The sequence below is a fragment of the Streptomyces sp. NPDC015171 genome (assembly GCF_043079545.1).
Classification (GTDB): Bacteria; Actinomycetota; Actinomycetes; order Streptomycetales; family Streptomycetaceae; genus Streptomyces.
The window spans coordinates 590,528-610,187 of the sequence record NZ_JBIBUO010000002.1 but is presented as its reverse complement, the minus strand read 5'-3'; the positions used below and the strand labels follow the sequence as shown (position 1 = coordinate 610,187).

Below are 19,660 nucleotides of genomic sequence, written 5' to 3'. Positions count from 1 at the left end.
CACCAGGACGATCCGCGGGCCCGGCACGGTGACATGGAGCCGGGGGCACACCGCTCGCGGCGGCTCAGGCTGCCGGCCGGGGCCTCGGCGGTCACGCGGAACGCTCCAGGGCCGCACGCCAGACCGGGCTGTCGACGTAGTGGTTGTCGAAGCGTTCCGAGGACTCGGCGATCTCCTTCGGGTCCGCCTCGCCGCGCATCACCCGGCCGAGCAGGCGCAGGTAGTCGAACCGGCCCATACCGGGGGTGAAGACGAACAGGACGTCCGCCTCGCAGCCCGGGGCGGCTGCGAAGGCGTGCGGCGTGCGGGGCGGCACGACGAGGAAGTCTCCTGCCTTCAGGACGGTGACCTCCTCTCCCACCAGGACCTGCAAGGCTCCGCTGATGACGAAGAAGAGTTCCGATGCCCGGGTGTGGAAGTGGGCGGGCGCCCCTGCCCCGCCCTTGGCGAAGGCGGATCGGTAGCTCGTGCAGTCCTCCGAGTCGGCCAGCAGGGTCATCACGCTGCTCGGGTCGGCACAGGTCTCGGCATCCGCGTGGCGGGTCAGCACCGCCTCCAGCGGGGTCGTCGTCGCGGGCATGGCGGGTGTTGCCTCGTTCATGGGGGGTGCTCCTGGGTGTGAGGGCGGGAGGGGGACGGGACCGGGGCGGGGTGTGTCAGCCGCCCAGGGTGATCAGGGCCGCGATCGCCGGGCCGAAGGCGCCGCCCAGCTGGTAGCAGAGGTTGAACAGGCCGATCGCTGTGGGGCGCTGAGCGGCCGGCGCGGCCTGGGTGGCGTACACCGCGAGCGTCGCCTGGCCCGCGCTCGTCGTGAACACGGCCAGCGTCGCGACCAGCAGGAGCAGCGGCGCCCAGGGCGTCAGCACGGCGGTGAGCGGGGCCAGCGCTCCGACCGTGAGCAGGATCGCCAGGACCCGCGGGCGGCCCAGCCGGGCCGAGGCCGCGGCCAGCACCATGGAGAGCACGGAGCCCGCGAGGAGGGCGACCAGTTGGCCGGTGCCGATCGTGGAGGTCGACCAGTCGGTACGGTCGCGCAGCAGCTGCGGGATGGTGAAGAGCAGCGTGAAGTACGAGGTCGCGAAGGTGCAGGCGAGCAGGGCCGAGAGGGCGAACGCCCGGGTGCGCAGCAGCGCCGCGGGGACGAAGCCCGTGGGGTTGGACCGGATGTGCAGGGCCAGTAGCGCGGTCGCCGTCAGCGAGGCGGCCACCGCCGGGAGCGGGTAGCGCGGGATGAGTACCAGGGCCGTCGCCGTCAGGACCAGCAGGGCGGCGCCCCGGCCGTCGAAGGGGGTGGCATGCTTGGGTGCGGACAGGTCGGCGCGGCGCATGACTGCCGGCAGGGCCAGCAGGGCGACCGCCCCGACGGCGAGGGACGCCCGCCAGGAGGCCGTGCCCGCGATCGCCGAGCCGAGGAGCGGTCCGACCGCGCCCAGGATCCCGAAGCCCGCCGTGATCGCCCCCATGCGGCGGACCGATCCCGCCAGGCTCATCGCCGAGGTGACCAGGCCCGCGCCGCCCACCGCCTGGGCCGCCCGGCCTGCCATGGCCAGCGGCAGCCAGGGGGCCGCGGCGACGACCGCGGTGCCGGCCACGATCAGGGCCGCGCTCAGCCGGAGCGTGCTGCCCAGGCCGCGGCGGCGCAGCAGGCCCGCCATCAGCGGGGTGCCGACGGCCATGGCCCAGGCGAAGACCGTGACGAGCCAGGTCGCCGTGGCCGTGCGGATGCCGAGCGAGCCGGCCATGTCGGGCAGGATCAGGACCGGGCTGTTGGCGCTTGCGGCGACCGGGGCGGCCAGTAACGCCAGCCATATGGAGGGGACATGGCGCGAAGCCGTGGCGGCGGGCGCGGCGGCGGGGGCCGGTGTCCGCGCGGCGGATCGGGGGCGGGCGAGCAGGGACATGGAAGGCTCCGGAAGGTGCGGGGGTCGGCGCGGGGGCTCAGGGAAGGCAGGGAGGCGGGTCAGGCGGTCCGAGCGGCTCGGGCGGCTCGGGCGGCTCGGGCGGCTCAGACCGTGGTGACGACCTCGTCGTAGGCGAGCCGCGGCGAGCGCGGGAACCAGGCGTCCGCTCCGGGGCGGCCGATGTTGACGACCATCAGGGGCGTGTGGTCGTCGTCCAGGAACTCCTTCCGCACACCCGGGAGGTCGAAGCCGGTCATCGGCCCCGCGGCCAGCCCCGCCGCGCGCACGCCGAGGATGAAGTACGCCGCCTGGAGCGCCGCGTTGAGCAGGGCGGACTCCTCGCGGACCGGGCGGTCGGCGAAGAAGAGGTCCTTGGCCTGCGGGAAGTGCGGGAGCAGCGCGGGGAGTTCCTCGTGGAACTCGTTGTCGGCGGCGAGGACCGCGATCAGCGGCGCGGCCGCGGTCTTGCGCCGGTTCCCCTCGTCCATGAGGTGTGCGAGCCGCTCGCGGGCCGCGTCGGAGCGGACCAGGACCACCCGCAGCGGCGACTGGTTGTAGGCGGTCGGGGCGTACTTGACGAGGTCGTAGATCGCCCGGACCTGCTCATCGGTCACCGGCTCGGCGGTGAAGGTGTTGGCGGTGCGGGCCTGGCGGAAGAGGAGGTCCTGAGCGGCGGGGTGGAGAGCGAGCGCGGACATGGGGTGCTCCTGTCGTTCAGTCTTGATAATCTCAACGTTGAAATAAAAGCGCGGAACTCCTTCAACGTCAAGTGTCTTAACGTTGAGAGGATGTCCATCGAGAGGAGTGACGCTGATGAGCGATGCCGTGGACGCGATCATCGGGCAGTGGGCCGCGGAACGACCCGACGTGGTGGAGGACCTCTGGCCGGTGCAGCTCTTCGGGCGGATCCAGCGGCTGGCCCGGGTGGTCGACAAGTCCGCACGGGCCGCGGCCGCCGCACACGGCGTGGAGCACGGCGAGTTCGACGTACTCACCACACTGCAGCGCTCCGGGCCGCCCTACACCCTCACCGCCGGGGCCTTCCTCAAGGCATCCATGGTGACCTCCGGCGCGATCACCAACCGCATCGACAAGATGGAGGCGAAGGGCCTGGTCGAGCGGGTCCGTGACGGCGACGACCGGCGCACCGTCAAGATCCGCCTCACCGAACACGGACACGAGGTCACCCGGGCCGCCTTCGGCGACCACCTGGCGAACTACGCACGGCTGCTCGCCGGCGTGGACCGCGCCCTGGTCGACAGGACCGCCGAGGGCCTGCGCCAGGTGCTGGAGACCCTCGGCGACACCAGCATCGAGTGACGACCGCCCGGCAGACCGGGGGCGGCACGCCCTGAGCCGGACGGGCCGGCCGCCGCACCCCGGCCGTGCGCCGCCGGTCCACCGCGAGCGAGGCCGTCGCGGCATCCCGTACCTGCCGGCACCGCTGGATCGCCTTGAGGTTCGTCATGCCCCAGACCTTCCACGGGACCGCTCACCGCGGGCTCACCGTGCGCTCACCGCGCTCACCGGTGCGCGGCCACCGCCTCGAGGACGGACTCCACGGCCCTCTCGGACAACCCCAGCATGCGCAGCACCTCCGGGGCGTGCGCCCCGACCGTGTCAGCGACCTCGGCGGCACGCCGGTAGTACTCGCGTGCCTCCGCGTGGCGGCTCCGGGCCGCGGCTACGCGGCCGAGGCCGACGAGCGTACGCACCCGGGGCCCCAGGCTCTTGATCCAGTGCGGATCGACCCGCTCCAGCGCCTCGCTGTAGAGCCGTTCCGCCTCTGCCAGGTCGCCCTTCTCGAGGGCGATGTCGCCGAGCCCGCGCAGCGCACCCGCCAGATAGGTCGAGCTGCCTGCGCGGCGGGCGAGCGCGGCAGCGCTCGCATACGCGTCACGGGCCCCCGCCGCGTCGTCCCCGGCGAGCTGATCGCCCCGGTTGACCAGCAGGTCGGCGCTGTCCTCGAGGGCGCCGAGCCGTTCCGTGAGCACCAAGGCCTCGTCGGTCAGCGCGACCGCCCGCGTCCGGTCGCCGCGCGCGCCGGCCACGCCGGCCAGCGCGTCCAGGGCCAGCGCGGTGCCCCAGCGGTCACCGAGCCGGCGGAATCCCTCCAGGGCCTGGCCGAAGGCGTCCTCGGCCGCCGCGGGTTCCCGCCGGCCGAGGTGCCCGAATCCCGCCACGTAGTGGGCGGCGGCCCGCGCCCACGGCTCGGGGCAGTCGCGCTGGGACGAGACGAGCGCGAACGCGCCCTGCGGGTCGGGTCCGTCCGCGTTCCGCATCATCCACAGCAGCAGGACGATCGGGTAGCGGCCCGGCCGGTCGCCGGGCCACGCGGCCGCCAGCGCCCTGCCGGCCGCCGCACGGTGCCGCTGCCACACCTGCCCCCCGGCATCGCCCGTCGCCGACGCCGCGCCGGCGAGCAGCACGCACGTCGCGTACTCCTCGCCGAGCCCTTCGGGCACCGCCTCGCCCACCGATGCGAGCAGTGCGACCGCCAGGGGGGCGACCGAGGCGGACGCGCCGCGGATCCACAGGTAGTTGAAGGCCGCGGCGAGCAACTCGAAGGCCGTCTCCGCTGCGGGCTCCTCGACCGCCCAGCGCATCGCCGCCAGGAGGTCACCGTGCTCGGCGGCGACCACGGGCAGCCACTCCAGCTGCTCGGCCCGCCGCAGATGCGGGTCGGCCGTCCGTACGAGCTCCAGCAGGCGCCGGGCGTGGGCACGCCGCACCGACTCCCGTTCGCCCGCCGCGTCGAGCCGTTCGGCACCGTACGCGCGGATCGTCTCCAGCATCCGGTAGCGGCCGCCCGCGACCTCCAGCAGCGACTTGTCGGTCAGCGCCTCCAGTGTCTCCTCGTCGGTGCCGCACACCCGGAGCGCGTCCTTGGCCGTCGCGCCCCCGACGAAGACCGTGAAGCGCCGCGCGGCCCGCTGCTCGGGTTCGGACAGCAGGTCCCAGCTCCACTCGACCACCGAGCGCAGCGTGCGGTGCCGCTCGTTGGCCGCGCGGTTGCCGCGCGCTCCGACGGCGAGCACGTCGTCGAGCCGCCCCGCCAGGTCGTCGATGTCCAGGGTGCGCGACCGCGCCGCCGCGAGCTCGATGGCCAGCGGCAGGTCGTCGAGCGCCGCGCAGATCTGCCGCACCGTCTCGGGGTCGGCGGTGAAGCCGCGCCGCACGGCACCGGCGCGCTCCGTGAACAGTCGTACGGCCGCGTCCTCGTCGAGCGGCCGTACGGGGAAGAGGTGCTCGCCGATGATGCCGAGCGGCTCCCGGCTCGTCGCCAGCACGCGCAGCCGCGGGCAGGTCGCCAGCAGCCGTGCCACCAGCCGGGCGACCTCGTCGGCAAGGTGCTCGCAGTTGTCCAGGACGAGCAGCAGCACCTGGTCGGACAGCGCCGCGATCAGACGATCGGCCGGCGCCCGCGCGCCGCCGTCCATCTGGAGCCCGTTCTCCCGCAGGCCGAGCGCGCCCAGCAGGACGTGCGGCAGGCCGGCGCCGTCGCGCAGCGGTGCCAGCTCCACGAAGCACACCTGGCCCGCGACGCCCCCGACCGCCGCGACACCCGCGACCTCGACCGACAGCCGGGTCTTGCCGACGCCGCCCGGCCCGAGGAGGGTGACCAGCCGAGCCGCCCGCAGCGCCTCGGCGACCTCCGTCACTTCATCGGCGCGTCCCACGAAACTCGTCAGCTGGGCGGGCGGGGCGGCGAGCGACGCCGCCGGATCGACGCTGAGCAGCTCCCGGTGCAGCGCCGTCAGTTCGGCCGAGGGGTCGGCGCCCAGCTCGTCGGCCAGGTGACGCCGGGTCTCCTCGAACACCACCAGCGCCTCGGCCTGCCCGCCCTCGGCGGACAGTGCCCGCATCAGCAGCACCGCCAGCCGTTCCCGGAGTGGATGGCGGCCGACCAGCTCGCGCAACTCCGGTACGACCGCCGTGTGTTCGCCGAGCCGCAGTCCCGATTCGATGCGGTCTTCGAGTGCCCCGAGCCGGCGCTCCTCCAGCCGCGCGGCGGCGGCCCGGGCGGTCTCGCTGTCGGGCAGGTCGGCCAGCGCCGGTCCCCGCCACAGCTCCAGCGCCTCGCGCAGCAGTACGACCGCCCGGCCGGCGTCGCCGTCGGCGAGCGCCGCACGGCCCTCCCCCGCCAGTCGCTCGAACCGGCAGGAGTCCACATCGTCCGGACGGACCACGATCCGGTAGCCCGCCCCGGCCCGTTCGATCGCGGCCCCGTCGCCCAGCGCGCCGCGGAGCCTGGACACCTGGGACTGCAGCGAATGCGCCGAAAGCGCCCCGGCGGGGTCGATCATGTCAGCCAGCCGGTCCGTCGAGACGACCTCGCCGGGGCGCGTCAGCAGCAGGGCCAGCAACGCCCGCCGGGCCGGACCGCCCAACGCGACCTCGCCACCGTCGCCGTGCCACGCCCGCGTCTCGCCGAGTATTCCGAACAGCATGCCGGCGATTATTCACCGGCACGAACGATCATGGTGCGATCGGGCCGAGGAAGGTCCCGCCCGAGACGTCGACGGTCTGTCCGGTCACCCAGCGGCCCTGGGGACCGGCCAGGAACGCGACGACGTCCGCGACGTCCTCCGGCTCGCCCAGCCGCCCCAGCGCGGTGATCGACTCCAGCCCGGCCACCACCTCGGGGATGGAGGTGTAGCCGGCGGTCATGTCGGTCCGCACGGCGCCCGGCGCGACCGTGTTCACCGTGATGCCGCGGCGGCCGAGTTCGTTGGCCAGCGACGGTGCCATCGACTCCAGCGCCGCTTTGCTGATCGTGTAGCCGATCTGGGTGGAGACCGCGAACCGGCTGGCCGTGGAGCCCATGTTGATGACGCGTCCACCGTCGTTCAGCAGTGGCATCGCGCGCTGGACCACGAAGAACGGGGTGGCGACGTTGACCGCCATCAGCCTGCCGAACTCCTCCTCGGTGACCTGGGATATCGGGTTGCCCGAGCTGATGCCCGCGTTGTTGACCAGGATGTCCAGCCCGGCTCCCGCGAGCCCCGCGGTCAGCTCCTCGAACAGCCGGTCCAGCGCGCCGTCCTCGCCGAACCGGGCCCGGATCAGGAACGCCCGGCCGCCCGCTTCTCCGATCGACCCCACGACCTCCTCGGCCGCCTTGTCGTTGCCGCCGTAGTGCACGGCGACCAGCGCGCCCTCGGCCGCAAGCCGCAGCGCGACCGCCCGGCCGATCCCCCGCGAGCCGCCGGTCACCAGTGCCGTCCTGCCGGTCAACGTGTTCATCGTCGCTCCCTATCGGATGGCCGGTCCGCAGCGGATCCGGCGATGACCCAACCATCACGGCGGGGGCTCACCGGAAGCTCACCGCGGGCTCACCGGGGTGCATCGAGGCCGGTCAGCCTGACGATGGGACCAACGTCGCCAGGCGCCCGGACCTCGCCCCGAGCCCGGGAGGGCAGCGGCTACGCAGCCCTGGGGCGACCGGATACAGTGCGCGCGTCGGCAGTCCGGCCACCTGAGGAGGAAAGCGTGTCCGCCACCAGCGAGGCCCGATCCGCGGACGGCGCGGGGCGTGCGACCCGGCCGAGCCGACTGCGCCGCCTGATGCGCTACCTCCCTCTGATCGCCCCCGTCCTGCTGTGGACCGTGCCCTGCTGGGTGCTGCTGCACGCCGGACAGCACTGGCCGCTCCCCGTGGCGCTGGGCGGCACCGCCCTGTTCGCCCTCGGACTGATCGCCATGCCGGTCGCGATGGCGCGCGGCCACGGCCGGCGGCAGCAGGACCGGGCGGCGATCGTCGGGGACACCCTCCTCGGGGCCGGCTGGGTCCTGTTCACCTGGTCCGTCCTGCTCGGCGTCCTGCTGCGCCTCGCCCTGACCGTGGGCGGCGTGGGCGACGGTCAGGACCGGGCCCGGATCGTCACCTGGGCGGTCCTCGGCGTGGCCGCCGTGCTGCTCGCCTGGGGGTACGCCGAGGCCCGCCGGGTGCCACGGGTGCGCCGGCTCGACGTGCGCCTCCCGCGCCTGGGGGCCGGGTTGGACGGCATGCGCGTCGTCCTCATCACCGACACCCACTACGGGCCGCTCGACCGCGCTCGCTGGTCGGCACGGGTGTGCGAGACGGTGAACACGCTGGAAGCCGACCTGGTCTGCCACACCGGTGACATCGCGGACGGCACGGCCGAACGCCGCCGCGCCCAGGCCGCCCCGCTCGGCACGGTGCGAGCCACCCGGGCCCGGGTCTACGTCACCGGAAACCACGAGTACTACAGCGAGGCCCAGGGCTGGGTCGATCTGATGGACGAGCTGGGCTGGGAGCCGCTGCGCAACCGCCACCTGCTGATCGAACGCGGCGGCGACACCCTCGTGGTCGCCGGCGTCGACGACGTCACCGCCGAATCCTCCGGCCTGGCAGGCCACCGCGCCCACCTCGACGGAGCCCTCAGCGGCGCCGACCCCGACCTGCCCGTCCTGCTCCTGGCCCACCAGCCCGCGTTCGTCGACCGGGCCGCGGCAGGCGGCGTCGACCTCCAGCTCTCGGGGCACACCCACGGCGGCCAGATCTGGCCCTTCCACCACCTCGTCCGCATCGACCAGCCCGCCCTCGCCGGCCTCAGCCGCCACGGCACCCGGACCCTCCTCTACACCAGCCGCGGCACCGGTTTCTGGGGCCCGCCGTTCCGCGTCTTCGCCCCGAGCGAGATCACCCTGCTCACCCTGCGCTCCCCGCAGCGGCCTCCCTCCCGATAGCGCGGAGCGGCCCTGACGTGCGTGCTGTCCCGGCCGGCGGATGCGGGCCGGGACAGCCCTGGTCACCTGGTGGCTCTGGCGGCATCCTCGATCAGCTGTGCGGTGATCTTCGGGTGACTGATCATCGCGACATGGGACGAGGTCGGCACTTCGACGACCTTGCGGAACTTCGCCCGGCTGTACATCCAGCGTTCGGCGGCGGGCGGGATCGCCTTGTCCCGGCCGGCGACCAGTCCCCACGACGGGATCGTCCGCCACGCGGCGGCCCGAGTGGGGTAGGTGAAGGAGTCCGCGTCGAAGGGCCGCTGGGTTGCCTGCAGCAGTCGGAACGTGGCGGTGGACACGTCGGCGGCGAAGGCCGCCTGGCCGTCTTCGCTCAGGTACAGGTCGGTTCCGGTGGTGCCGTCGGGCTTCGTGTAGGGGACGGGCACGCTCACGGGCAGGACCTCGCTGCCCGGGAACTTGTCGATCAGCTCGCCCTGGGTCTCGCCCACGTCGGGCACGAACGCCGCGATGTAGACCAACGCCTTGACGTTGGCCTTTCCGGCAGCCGCATTCGTGATGACGGTTCCCCCCATGGAATGGGCGACCAGCACGACCGGCCCGCTGACGGAGTCCAGCAGACTCCCGATGTACGGGGCGTCGGTGGGGATGCCCCTCAGCGGGTTCGACCCCGCGATCGTGGTGTAGCCCTTGCTCCCCAGCTCCCGGATGACTCCGTTCCAGCAGGACGAATCGGCGTAGCCGCCGTGGACCAGCACGATGGTCGGCTTGACGCCCCGCGCGGGGCGGGTGCCGGTCGCGGCCGTGGCGCCGGCCGGGGTGGGGAACGCGGCCGATGCCGCGGCGGCCGCGCCGGTGGCGATGACTCCGCGGCGGGTGAACGTGGGGCGGACGGACATGCGGATACTCCCGAGGTGGTGGGCGGAGCGGGGCGGGTACGGGGCGGGCACCGGTTCTCGTCCGGGCTGAAGGCGCCGCCCGGACGAGACGAGGGCGCGCGCGGGCGGAAGGCCGCCGGGTCGAGACGAGGGCGCGCGTGACCGCTAGGACCGGCCGGCCGGGCCCTCGGCGGCTTGCGCGATGACGGCGGCCACGACCGCCGGGCGGGAGACGTAGACGGCGTGGCTGCCCGGGGTTTCGGACACGGTCGCGCCGGCCCGCTCGGACATGGCCCGCTGCGCCGCCGGAGGGATCATCCGGTCGTCGGTGGCGACCAGGTACCAGGACGGCCTGGACCGCCAAGCCGGTTCGGAGACCGCCCCGCCGAGCGCTTCGACGCCCCACGGGACCTGGGAGTCGGCCATGAACGCGGCCTGCGCCTCGGGCACGTCGGCGGCGAACGATGCCGTGAACTTGGCCCGGTCCAGGAAGAGGAACCCGTCCCGGGGCGGCAGGATCGGCGGGACCGGAGCGCCGGGCGGCGGGTCGGCGATCAGGGAGCTGACCGACTCGCCCTTGTCCGGTGCGAACGCGGCGATGTAGGCGAGCGCGGCGACGCCCGGGTGGTTGCCGGCCTCGGTGATGACGACGCCGCCGTAGGAGTGGCCGACGAGCACGGCCGGACCGTCGAGCCCGTCGAGCACCTGGTGGGTGGCGGCGACGTCGCCGGCCAGCGACAGGGTCGGGTTCTGCACGACGGCCACCCGGTAGCCGCCGGCGGTGAGGTGGTCGTAGACGCCCTGCCAGCCCGACCCGTCCACGAACCCGCCGTGCACGAGGACGATGTTCCTGATGGCCGTCATGATCATGTCCCATCTGGAGAGACAGGCTCCATGCCTGTCCGACGTGTTCCATCCAAGCCGCGGGAGAGCGGGCGGAACACGCAGAGCAGCACGCAGAGTTGCGGGACCCGGCACCCACGCCGACGGCCATCAGGGCGCGGGGTGCCGGTCCGCCGTGGGAAGGCGGGTGTGTCTGGTCGGGTCCGCTTGGGCGGGTCAGGCTCCTGAGGGGGTGGCGAGGGCGGTCAGGTGTTCCTGGAGGTGGTTCAGGACCGAGTGGGCGGTGTGCGGGCCGTGATAGGTCGTTTCGTGGCGGAGGGCGCCTGTCAGGCGGCCGTCCGGGGTCATGGTGAGGCTCAGGGAGAGGGTCGCCGCCGCCGCGTCGGACGACTGGCGGGTGGCGTAGGTGAGGCGGGAGAAGTCCTGGTGCATGGGCAGGACGTCGGTGCGCAGGCCGTGCATCGGGAAGGCGTCGTCGCCCTGCGGGTCCAGGGCCCAGCCGGTCACGCCGTGCAGGCGCAGCTCCGCGTGCGCGAGGGCGTACCGGAAGAAGCCGTCGGTGCCGCTGCGGCCGAGGACGGTCTCGGCGAGCCGGCCGTAGGGCAGGTCTACGGCGGCCGCGGCCTCCCGGACGGCTTCGTGCGCGTGCCGCAGCATTCCGCGACCGCCGCCGTGGGAGAGGTCGAGGGGGATCTGGACCATGTTGGCGAAGTCGCCTATCGCGCTGTGGTGTTCGGGCCGCAGCCGGCCGTGGGAGGGCGTGGAGAGGATGAGCCGGTCGCGGCCGAAGTGGCGGCCGAGGGCGGTGGCGAACGCCGCGGCCAGCAGCGAGTACAGGCTGACGCGAGCGGCCCGGGCGGCGTGCAGGAGCTGCCCCGTGCGCCGGGCGGAGAGTTCGAACGGCTCCTCGTCGTAGCGGTGGCGCAGCGCCGGCGGGCCGGGGGTGCGGCCGGGCAGGAGGTCGCCGGAGCCGTACGCGCGCAGGAGTCGGGCCCGTTCGGTGAGGCGAAGGGCGCGTTCCTCGAGGGACCGCGGGGTGTTCTCGGCGCGGACGAGGTCGAGGTAGGAGAAGGCGGGCCGGGGCGCCGTGCCGTCCGCTTCGCCTGCGCCGCCTGCCCCACCCGCTCCGCCGGGCACGCGGCTGTTGTACGCGCCGGCGAGGTCGCGAAGGAACACGTGGTGGCTGGCCGCGTCGAAGACGAGGTGGTGGAAGCTGGTCAGCAGGATGTGGTGGTCGGGGGCCGCGCGCAGCAGGTCGGCCCGGCCCAGCCGTTCGGTGACCGGGAACGGGCGGGTGCTCAGGTCCACCAGTAACGCGGGCGGCACGTCCGGGAGTTCGGCCTCCTCCAGCGGGAGGGGCGTCTCGCTCAGGGTCTGCTGCGGGCGGACCACGCCGGCGATCAGGTCCCGGTCGCCGTCCAACCGCAGGCGCAGGGCGTCGTGATGGAGCGTGACCTCCGCGAAGGCGTCGCGGAGCGCGCCGGTGTCCAGGGGTCCCAGGAGCCGCAGCGCGGTGGAGCAGTCGAGGGAGACCGCCGAGGGGTACGGCCCGTCATAGCAGCGGTCCCACTCCCAGCACCATTCCTGGCGCGAGGAGAGGGGAAGGACCAGGGTCCGGGAGTGGTCGGTGGTCTTCGTCATGCACGTTCTCCAGGTCTGGCGCGGCGGGAGGGGTCACGGGCGGATCAGGGGCGGGGCAGAGGGTGCTTCAGGGGGCGGGCGGGGCAGCTGGACGTGGCACGGGGCGGCTCACGGGGACGGGGCCAGTTCCGTCAGGAAGTCGCCGTACCGCTCGGCGATCCTGGCGAGCCGTTCGCCGTCGTGGTAGCGGTGCTCGTACCAGAGGGCGCCGACCAGGGCTCCGTCGGCCAGGTCCAAGGTGGCGAAGAGGGTCCCGGCGCAGGCCAGCGCCTGTTCGCGGCTGTTGAAGGACGGCGGGGTGAACGGGGCCTGGATGTCGAGGGCGGTCGCGGCCAGTTCCGGGACGGGGAACGCGGGCGGGCGGTGCTGGTCGACGGGGAGCCAGCCGGTCACTCCGGTCAGCCGCAGTTCCACATGGGCCAGCGCGCTGCGGCAGTAGGCGCCGCCGTCCGAGGGGCGGGGCAGCACGCGGGAGGCGACCTCGGTGAACGGCAGGTCGACGTCGTGCGCGGCATCCCGCACCCGGTCGTGGACCGAGCGGAGGAAATCGGGCAGCGGGGCGGGTGCCGTGTCCAGTCGCGCCGACACCACGTTGCTGAACAGGCCGAGGGTCTCGTGCGCGGCCGGCGTGGTGCGGCCGTGGGTGTAGACGGAGCACACCAGCCGGTCCCGGTCGTACTCCGTGGCCACGGCGCGGGCCAGGGCCGCGAGGAGGACCGTGTGAAGGGTGACCCGTTCGGTCCGCGACCCGCGCAGCAGCCGTCGGGTCCGGTCGGCGGGGACGCCCAGCGGGACGGACCCGAACCGGGTGTCGCGGTCGACGGCGCCCGCGTCGCCGGGCAGCGGGTCGCCGGAGCCGTACGCGCGCAGGTCCCGGGCGAGGGCCGCCGCCCGCTCGCGCACCGCGGAGCGCGCCGCCGGTGTCCCCTCGCGCGCGATCAGCGCGGTGTAGCTCTCCGGTTCGCTACGGCGTCTGCCCTGGCCGGTGTCCGGTGCGCGCCGCACCCGCCGGGCGTATCCCTCGGCCAGCAGGTCGCGGAAGAGGGGGTGGCAGGCGCCGTCGACGACCAGGTGGTGGAACTGCATGACAAGGAGGTGCTCGTGCGGGTCCGCGCGCAGCAGGGTGGCGCGCGTCATCCGGTCCGTCAGGTCGAGGGGCCGGGCCAGGATCCGGGTCGCCTCGGCCGTGGCCTCCTGCGGCGGGACCGGCAGGACGGTGAGCGCGCCCGGGTCCGGCCGGAGCGTCTGGCCCGGCCAGGCGGCGGACGGGTCGGGGCCCGGCGGTGCGGCCAGGCGCAGGCGCAGCGCCTCGTGCCGGGTCTCGATCTCGGCGAGGGTGTCGCGCAGCGCTCCGATGTCCAGCGGGCCGCGCAGCGAGAGGGTCTCCGTCGCCTCGACGGGCGTGGAGTCGACGGGGTAACTGCGCATCCACTGCCAGCACCAGTCCTGCCGGGACGACAGGGGCAGCGGGTGCTGCCGGGTCTGGAGGGGCGTCATGCGGGAGGTCTCTCCTTATCCAGGGTGCGGACGGCCTCGACGTACCGTCGGGCGTTGCCGGAGGGGCCGGGGCTCCGGCAGGGCCCGTACCGCGCGGTGCGGGGCTGGGCGGGGGGTGCGGCGGCGAGGGCTGACCGTGGGCTCGGCCCCGCGGTCGGCCCGTTCGCGCCTCGGCGCTGCCGGCTCGGCACTGCCCTCGCCTCCGGCGGCTCGCCCTGCCCGCCCGGCGTGCCGGGAGCCGGGCGCATCGACCTGCCGGACTGCCCGAGAAGCAGGCCGAATTCGTGGTGCGCGCGGCCCCAGGTGGTACCGAAAGCCGGGGAAGCGCGTGTCGAGTGCGCCGACGGGGCGTGCGCGTGAACGCCGTCCGCGGCTTCCGGGCGTCCCGGCAGCATTCAGCCGAGGCGGTCGACGACGTGACCGACGAGGCGGGCCGCCGAGATGAGGGTCTCCTCGGTGAGGTCCTCGTCCGCGAACGTCACGCCGAGCCGCTTCTCCAGCACGAGCGGGAACTCCTGGGCGTCGAGCGAAGTGCAGCGGCGGACCTCAAGAAAGTCCGGCTTTCCTCATTCACCGTACGCCCACTCGAAGCGGCAACTCCTTCGCGATCCGGCGAATCTCCGGAGTGTTTCGTCACGGTTCACCGAGGGCCTTTCCCTTGTTCGGACCGCTGTCAATCTAGTGCGCGCGACCGGAAGATGTCCATGACACGGGTCGTCCGCATGCTCTTCCTCACAGGCCGGTTGGCGCCCCCCGGCAGCCGCCCGGGCCGGCACCTGTGACGCCGGAGGGCCGACTCGTCACGACCCGAGCGGTAAGTGAGCATGGGCGCCCGGCCACAATGCGGCCCGAACGTCGAATCCCGTGCGGACGGTGTACGCGTGCTCCTTCAGCGCGATGTCGACACGGTGGCCGAAATCATTCGTGCCGTCGCCATCCATCCTCATTCGGATTTCTGCCATGCCTTCCGTTCCCCCGAGCATCCGCGGCTTCGGCCGAGCATGTTAGCTCACGCGCCGGATCCCGGCCGGATACCGACGACCCCTCTTCCGGATTTCATTCTGCTGCAACAATTGCTCCCGCCGACGGCGTCAAGCAGTGGCTATAGTCGACGGAATGACGAGCAGTCAGTAACGCCCCGGGACGGGAAGCCGACTGCCGATGACCGGGATTTCATGCGCCTGAAGGACTCTTTCGTGCCGACCTCACCTCCTCGTTGCCCGACGGCGGGCGGCCACCGTGCCTCATGAGCAACACGGTCACGCACCGAGCGGGACACGGAAGGCCATGAGAAAGGCCGGAACAGAGCGGTCCGGCCGGGACGACGAAGGAGCGGCATCCTTGACACCAGGAGCGGATCACGTGGCGGAACGAGAGGCAGCGGAAGCGGAGTTCTCGGCCCTCGACTGCATCTCGGCCACCTTCGGCGTCGCGGCGGCCCGGCTCGGCCACGATCCGAGTGTCCTCGGGGACCAGTGGGGATACCACCGCCGGACGGACGCGGTCGAGACCGAATGGCCCGTCGAGTTCCTCGGCATCCACCGCCGCACGCCGGAGGAGATCCTGCTCGACTGGTACGGGCTGCGCACCACCGTCCGGGAGCACGGTTCGGCGGAGAGGGCGGCGGCCCACGTGCACGAGCAACTCGCCTCCGGTGTACCGGTGATCGCCTGGGTGGACACGTTCCACATCCCCTACAGCTCCTTTTACGGCCGCCAGCACCACGCGCACCGGCTGGTGATCAGCGGCTACGGCGAGGGCGGAGGCGGCGGCGCCCCGCTCGCGGACCCCGGGCCCGCTGACCGGCCGTTCCATGTCGTCGACCGCTACCAGGGCTTTCCCTACGACGGCCCGCTGGACGCCGGCACGCTCTCGGTGGCGATGTCCTCGGAGTCCCTCGGCGAGGCACGCCGGGGCGATCCCGACTGGCGCAACCGCACCCTCGTCGTCCTGCCGCCCCCGGCAGCCAGGGGCGGGACCTCGACGGCGGCCGTACCGGCGGCAACGGGCACCCAGGAGGCGGGTACGGCCGGGATTCCGGCCGGGGAGCGCTTCCGGGCCGCCCTCGCCCGGAACACCGCCGAGGGGCCGGCCGCCGCGGCACTGCCGACCGCCGCCGCGGACGCGCTGCGCGCCGACCCGGCCCGCTTCGCCGACCTGAGCCCCGTCGGTGTGATCGAGGTCAGCGCCTGGTTCGGCGAGCTGGCCAGTCAACGCGCCCTCAACGCACGCTTCCTGCGGGCCGCGGCCGCGGCCTGCGGGCTGCCCGCGCTACAGGAGCGCGCCGCCGACGCCGAGGCCCTCTCCCGCCGCTGGGAGATGACCCGCAACGTGTTCTCCGTGCGCCTGCGGCAGGGCGCTCCGGCGGTGGTGCGCGTCGCCGATCTCATCACGGAGACGGTGCGGCGGGAGAACGAGTGGAACGGGCAGGTGGCGGCAGACATCGACCGGCGGGGATGACGGCGGCGTCCCCGCCGCTCGCACCGCGCTCCGGAGGAAGCCGGGCCGACGTCCGACGAGGCCGCGGGGCGACGGGTCCGCGCGCCCTCCGTTGCCACAGGGGCCGACCGCACCCGCAAAGTCGTGGCCAGACAATAACCGTTGGTGTCGAGAAGTCTCCGGCGTAGATCGCGTACCGGCTACTGTGATCGGGGCGGGGCGTATCCGTCGCCCGCAGGCCGCGCAGCATTCGAGGAGCACCCGTGAACGACCTCTCCTACCGCGACTTCGAAGACATCCTCCGTCGCGCCCTCCCCTTCCTGGACACGACGGACACCGTCGATCCGGACGCGAGCCTCAGTGAACTCGGCCTGGATTCACTGACCTTGCTCACGCTCATCGCCGAACTGGAGGACGCGCTCGCGGTGGAGCTCCCCGACGAGATGCTGGTGATGCAGACCTTCTCGACGCCGTCGGTCCTCTGGAAGAAGCTGTCGGAACTGCGCCAGAGCGCCTGACTCCCCTCGGCGCCGCGGCGGCCGCCGTACCGCCCGCCCCCGCATCCCCGTGCCGGTACGCCGGCCGCCGGCCAACCCGGCCCGCGACGCCGTCCAGCCCCCTCCCCGGGGCGCTCGCCGGCCGGGCCCCGGGTCGTGTCCGCACAGCCCCGACCGGCGCGACATTCCCGGCACCGATGCCCCCGCGCAGGCGGCCACCGGCGGATTTTCGGGGTGGAACAGGGGGGTGGTAGGGGGAATTCAGCACATCGGGGACGGATAGATTCCCGGTACAGCTTGCTCCGACCCCGCGGCATCGGACCGGAAATACGGAGGGGTAATGCAATGGACCCGAACATCCCGGAACCTGCGAATCCACCGAATTTCCCGGATTTCTCGGACGTCTCGCCCGCCAGGACCCTTTCGGACATTCCGGATGCTTCCGCGCTGGCCGGCGCGACCGTGCTGCGGGTGTTCACCGGCGCCCCGGACCGGCCGGCGGACGATCCCCTCGGGCCCTTGCGGGCGGCGCTGCTCACCGCCGTGACGGCCGTGGCCGCCGCCGGCGGTCTCCTCGACGCCGGCCAGGAGTGGTGAGGAGAGCCGCGGTCACCTCCACGGGCCGGGCGGCGCCCGCGTGGCTCGGCCCGCCCACCTGGCTCGGCCCGCCCGCGGGTACGGCGGTCAGCCCGCCGCTTCGCCCACCGACACCGACTCGAGGTCCCGCTGCACCTCGGCCAGCACCCGGCTGCCGCGGTCACGGCCGAAGTCGAGCTGCGCGAAGATCGCCGGCAGTGCGACGCTGGGCAGCGTGTAGCCGAAGATGGACGATATGCGCTCCTCCAGGTCCCGCCAGTCGGAGGTCACCTCCGACACGACCTGCGCGCCGATCCAGGAACTGACCAAAAAACGCCCCAGATCCTCGGGGACCACGTGCGGATAGACCTCACCGTGCCGCTTGGCGGCGGCGACCATGGCGGCGAACCGCTGCGCCCACGCCTCCCAGGGCCCGCCGTCCGCCAGTTCCTGCAACTGGGACTCCATGGCCAGCTTGGCCCCCGCGCGCAGCATGATCTCCTGCGGCAGCCGGCAGGCCAGCGCCATGGCCTCGTCGACCAGTTCCTGGAGCTTGTACGTGCGCGGCGGATAGCCCTGCTCCGTCACCTGCTGGGCGAAGATGCCCTGGACCAACTGCTCCTTTGAAGCGAAGTGGAAGTACAGGGCACCCCTGGTGACCTGGGCTTTCTCGAGGATCTGCGCGATGCTGGCACCGTGGTAGCCATGCTGCGCGAAGACCTCCGCCGCCGCTTCCAGAATCGCTCCGCGGGTCCGGATTCCGCGCAACTGCTGTGCCATGAGTTCTTCCTCTCGTCCGCGCCACGCCACCCCCTCCGGCTGACGCGGATACCCGTTCCCCGCCGCACAAGAGCACGGCGGGGCCAAAAGAAACCAGATGACTGGTACTTTATCAATCTGGCAAGCCGGGCCGTCCTCGGGATGAACCGCCCTGATGTCACCAGGCTCCGGCGCCGCCGTCCACCGCCATGGTCGCTCCGGTGACAAAACTGGCCTGATCACTGCAGAGCCACACCGCGACTTGGCCCACTTCCTCCGGGTCGGCCACCCTGCCCTGCGGGTTCCGGCGGCGCATCCGCTCCTCCGCAGCCGGGTCCCGGGCGAAGATGCCCTCGGACATCTCCGAGCGGGTCAGCCCGGTGGCCAGCGCGTTCACCCGGATCCCGTGTTCCGCGTACTGTGCGGCGGCCGACTTGGTCAGGCCGAGCACGGCGTGCTTGGCGGCCGCGTAGGGGGCCCCGGCCGAGGTGGCACGGACTCCGGCGATGCTGCTGTTGTTGACGATCGCGCCGCCCGTACCGCTCGCCAGCATGGCTCTGATCTCGTGTTTCATACAGAGCCAGACACCGCGGAGGTTCACGTCGAGCACCGTGTCGAAGTCGGCGTCGTCCGTCTCGTGCAGCGGGGCCGGCTCCCGGGTCACCCCGGCGTTGTTGAACGCGGCGTCGAGCCTGCCGTACCGGTCGACGGCGAGCCGGACCGCCCGCCGCACGTCCTCGGAACGGGTGACATCACCCTCGGCGCAGGCGACTTCGGCTCCTGTGCCCCGCAGCTCGTCGGCGAGTTCGCCGAGGCGCCGCGCACGGCGGGCCATCAGCACCAGCGTGGCACCCTGCCGCGCGGCCACCCGGGCCGTGCCGGCTCCGATGCCGCTGCTCGCCCCGGTGACCAGCAGCACCTTGCCGGCCAGCAGCCCTCCGTCGTGGCTCACGCGGGGACCCTGCCCGCCGGGCCCCACACCGTGCCGGCCTGCGCCTCCGCGTCGATCGTCCGCAGCAGCCGGTCGTCGATCTCGTCGGGGGCGCCGACGATGTGGCGCGCTCCGGCCTCCGCCATCAGCTGCCGCTGGTGGCCGTGCTCGAAGTCGCTGGGCTGCCCGATGAAGGGGACGCCCAGCTCCCGGGCGGCCTCGGCGACCCGGGCCACGTCGTCGATGAACAGCACCTCGTCGAGGGCGAGTCCGGCGATGTCGACCGCGATCTCGCGCAGGCCGGGGCGGATGTCGTTGGTGCACACGTAGCCGGGCTCGTCGAAGAGGTCGCCCAGGTGGCCGAGGTACCGGTCGAAGTGGGAGGCGTCGAGCCCGCCGTAGCAGACCGTGCGCAGCCCCAGGGCGCGGAGCCTGCGCAGCAGGTCCTCGGCGCCGTCGAGGACGCGGACCGGGTGCTCGGCGAGGTAGCGCTCCCGTTCCTCCAGATAGAGGGCGATCGTCTCCATCGGGGCGATCGACAGGTTGCACGTGTCCGCGAGCACCTTGCCCGCGACGACCTGCGGCTGGGAGAAGATCCGGCGCTCCAGGTCGGCGGTGTAGCTGCCGCCGCGGCTCGTCACGAAGTGGTGGATGACGGGGCTGAACGTGTCGTTCAGCAGCACTCCGTCGATGTTGAGCGCGGCCATGCGGAGCTTGCCGAGCTGCTCGGTCATGGAACTTCTCTCCCTCCGGACGAGCCACCGATCGCGGTGCGGCCGGCGGACCGGTAACCCTGAAAAACCGGTCCAGATCTTCACACGCCCGTCGCGCCCTAGTCTATGGATCACGATTCGGCGTCCCGGATAACGGGATGTGCCTCGCACAGCGTGAGAAATCCGTAGGAATCCCCGGCGGAGCTTGCGCGACGGGGCGGGACAGAGCACCTTCGGGGAAGGCCGGCGGTATCGCCTGTGAGAAACA

The 19,660-nt window shown here is 73.2% G+C and carries 17 protein-coding genes; 5 read left to right on the top strand and 12 right to left on the bottom strand.

Translation table 11 applies throughout. The annotated features are described in order from the left end of the window. Positions 1-91 precede the first annotated feature (91 nt). From ACF073_RS07195 to ACF073_RS07185, 3 genes are all read right to left on the bottom strand, one after another. Positions 92-601: a cupin domain-containing protein gene (locus ACF073_RS07195; protein WP_392067382.1), complete on the bottom strand. Its 510-nt coding sequence runs from the start codon at positions 599-601 to the stop codon at positions 92-94. Positions 602-656: 55 nt separating this feature from the next. Continuing rightward, entirely contained in the window at positions 657-1,901 is a 1,245-nt protein-coding gene (locus tag ACF073_RS07190) for an MFS transporter (RefSeq protein ID WP_392067381.1), read from the bottom strand. Positions 1,902-2,005: 104 nt separating this feature from the next. Beyond that, the gene (locus tag ACF073_RS07185; RefSeq protein ID WP_392067380.1) at positions 2,006-2,599 is read right to left on the bottom strand and encodes a malonic semialdehyde reductase; all 594 of its coding nucleotides are present in this window, start codon (positions 2,597-2,599) and stop codon (positions 2,006-2,008) included. A gap of 115 nt (positions 2,600-2,714) precedes the next feature. Here ACF073_RS07185 and ACF073_RS07180 point away from each other — a divergent pair, with 115 nt between their 5' ends. Beyond that, positions 2,715-3,221 (top strand): MarR family winged helix-turn-helix transcriptional regulator, encoded by a 507-nt coding sequence (locus ACF073_RS07180; protein ID WP_392067378.1) that lies wholly within the window; start codon positions 2,715-2,717, stop codon positions 3,219-3,221. Positions 3,222-3,424: 203 nt separating this feature from the next. On the opposite strand, the gene ACF073_RS07175 is transcribed toward ACF073_RS07180, so the two are convergent. Then, on the bottom strand, positions 3,425-6,352 hold the full coding sequence (locus ACF073_RS07175) for a BTAD domain-containing putative transcriptional regulator (protein WP_392067377.1): 2,928 nt from the start codon (positions 6,350-6,352) through the stop codon (positions 3,425-3,427). Between the two features lie 28 nt (positions 6,353-6,380). Continuing rightward, positions 6,381-7,148 (bottom strand): SDR family oxidoreductase, encoded by a 768-nt coding sequence (locus ACF073_RS07170; protein ID WP_392067375.1) that lies wholly within the window; start codon positions 7,146-7,148, stop codon positions 6,381-6,383. Positions 7,149-7,469: 321 nt separating this feature from the next. On the opposite strand from ACF073_RS07170, the gene ACF073_RS07165 reads away from it, so the two are divergent. Then, positions 7,470-8,615, top strand: a complete 1,146-nt coding sequence (locus tag ACF073_RS07165) for a metallophosphoesterase (protein WP_392067715.1) — start codon at positions 7,470-7,472, stop codon at positions 8,613-8,615. A 62-nt stretch (positions 8,616-8,677) separates the two neighbouring features. Here ACF073_RS07165 and ACF073_RS07160 read toward each other — a convergent pair whose 3' ends face one another. From ACF073_RS07160 to ACF073_RS07145, 4 genes are all read right to left on the bottom strand, one after another. Further along, complete coding sequence (locus ACF073_RS07160; protein WP_392067374.1) at positions 8,678-9,517, bottom strand: alpha/beta fold hydrolase; 840 nt, start codon at positions 9,515-9,517, stop codon at positions 8,678-8,680. A 144-nt stretch (positions 9,518-9,661) separates the two neighbouring features. Continuing rightward, a complete protein-coding gene (locus ACF073_RS07155; RefSeq protein WP_392067373.1) occupies positions 9,662-10,360 on the bottom strand; it encodes an alpha/beta fold hydrolase in 699 nt (232 codons plus the stop codon). A gap of 195 nt (positions 10,361-10,555) precedes the next feature. Next, positions 10,556-11,980 (bottom strand): condensation domain-containing protein, encoded by a 1,425-nt coding sequence (locus ACF073_RS07150; protein WP_392067371.1) that lies wholly within the window; start codon positions 11,978-11,980, stop codon positions 10,556-10,558. A gap of 108 nt (positions 11,981-12,088) precedes the next feature. Next, positions 12,089-13,477 (bottom strand): condensation domain-containing protein, encoded by a 1,389-nt coding sequence (locus ACF073_RS07145; RefSeq protein WP_392067369.1) that lies wholly within the window; start codon positions 13,475-13,477, stop codon positions 12,089-12,091. A gap of 1,362 nt (positions 13,478-14,839) precedes the next feature. Here ACF073_RS07145 and ACF073_RS07140 point away from each other — a divergent pair. The 3 genes from ACF073_RS07140 (at position 14,840) to ACF073_RS07130 (ending at position 17,010) form a co-directional block, all read left to right on the top strand. Continuing rightward, positions 14,840-15,937, top strand: coding sequence for a BtrH N-terminal domain-containing protein (locus ACF073_RS07140; RefSeq protein ID WP_392067367.1), 1,098 nt, complete (start codon positions 14,840-14,842; stop codon positions 15,935-15,937). 242 nt (positions 15,938-16,179) lie between these two features. After that, on the top strand, positions 16,180-16,434 hold the full coding sequence (locus tag ACF073_RS07135; protein ID WP_392067366.1) for a phosphopantetheine-binding protein: 255 nt from the start codon (positions 16,180-16,182) through the stop codon (positions 16,432-16,434). Positions 16,435-16,758: 324 nt separating this feature from the next. After that, positions 16,759-17,010: a hypothetical protein gene (locus tag ACF073_RS07130; RefSeq protein WP_392067364.1), complete on the top strand. Its 252-nt coding sequence runs from the start codon at positions 16,759-16,761 to the stop codon at positions 17,008-17,010. A gap of 87 nt (positions 17,011-17,097) precedes the next feature. Here ACF073_RS07130 and ACF073_RS07125 read toward each other — a convergent pair whose 3' ends face one another. The 3 genes from ACF073_RS07125 to ACF073_RS07115 form a co-directional block, all read right to left on the bottom strand. Beyond that, positions 17,098-17,769: a ScbR family autoregulator-binding transcription factor gene (locus ACF073_RS07125; protein WP_392067362.1), complete on the bottom strand. Its 672-nt coding sequence runs from the start codon at positions 17,767-17,769 to the stop codon at positions 17,098-17,100. A 157-nt stretch (positions 17,770-17,926) separates the two neighbouring features. Next, positions 17,927-18,700: an SDR family NAD(P)-dependent oxidoreductase gene (locus ACF073_RS07120; RefSeq protein ID WP_392067360.1), complete on the bottom strand. Its 774-nt coding sequence runs from the start codon at positions 18,698-18,700 to the stop codon at positions 17,927-17,929. Continuing rightward, a complete protein-coding gene (locus ACF073_RS07115; protein WP_392067359.1) occupies positions 18,697-19,413 on the bottom strand; it encodes an HAD family phosphatase in 717 nt (238 codons plus the stop codon). Before ACF073_RS07115 ends, ACF073_RS07120 begins: the two co-directional genes overlap by 4 nt. Positions 19,414-19,660 lie beyond the last annotated feature (247 nt).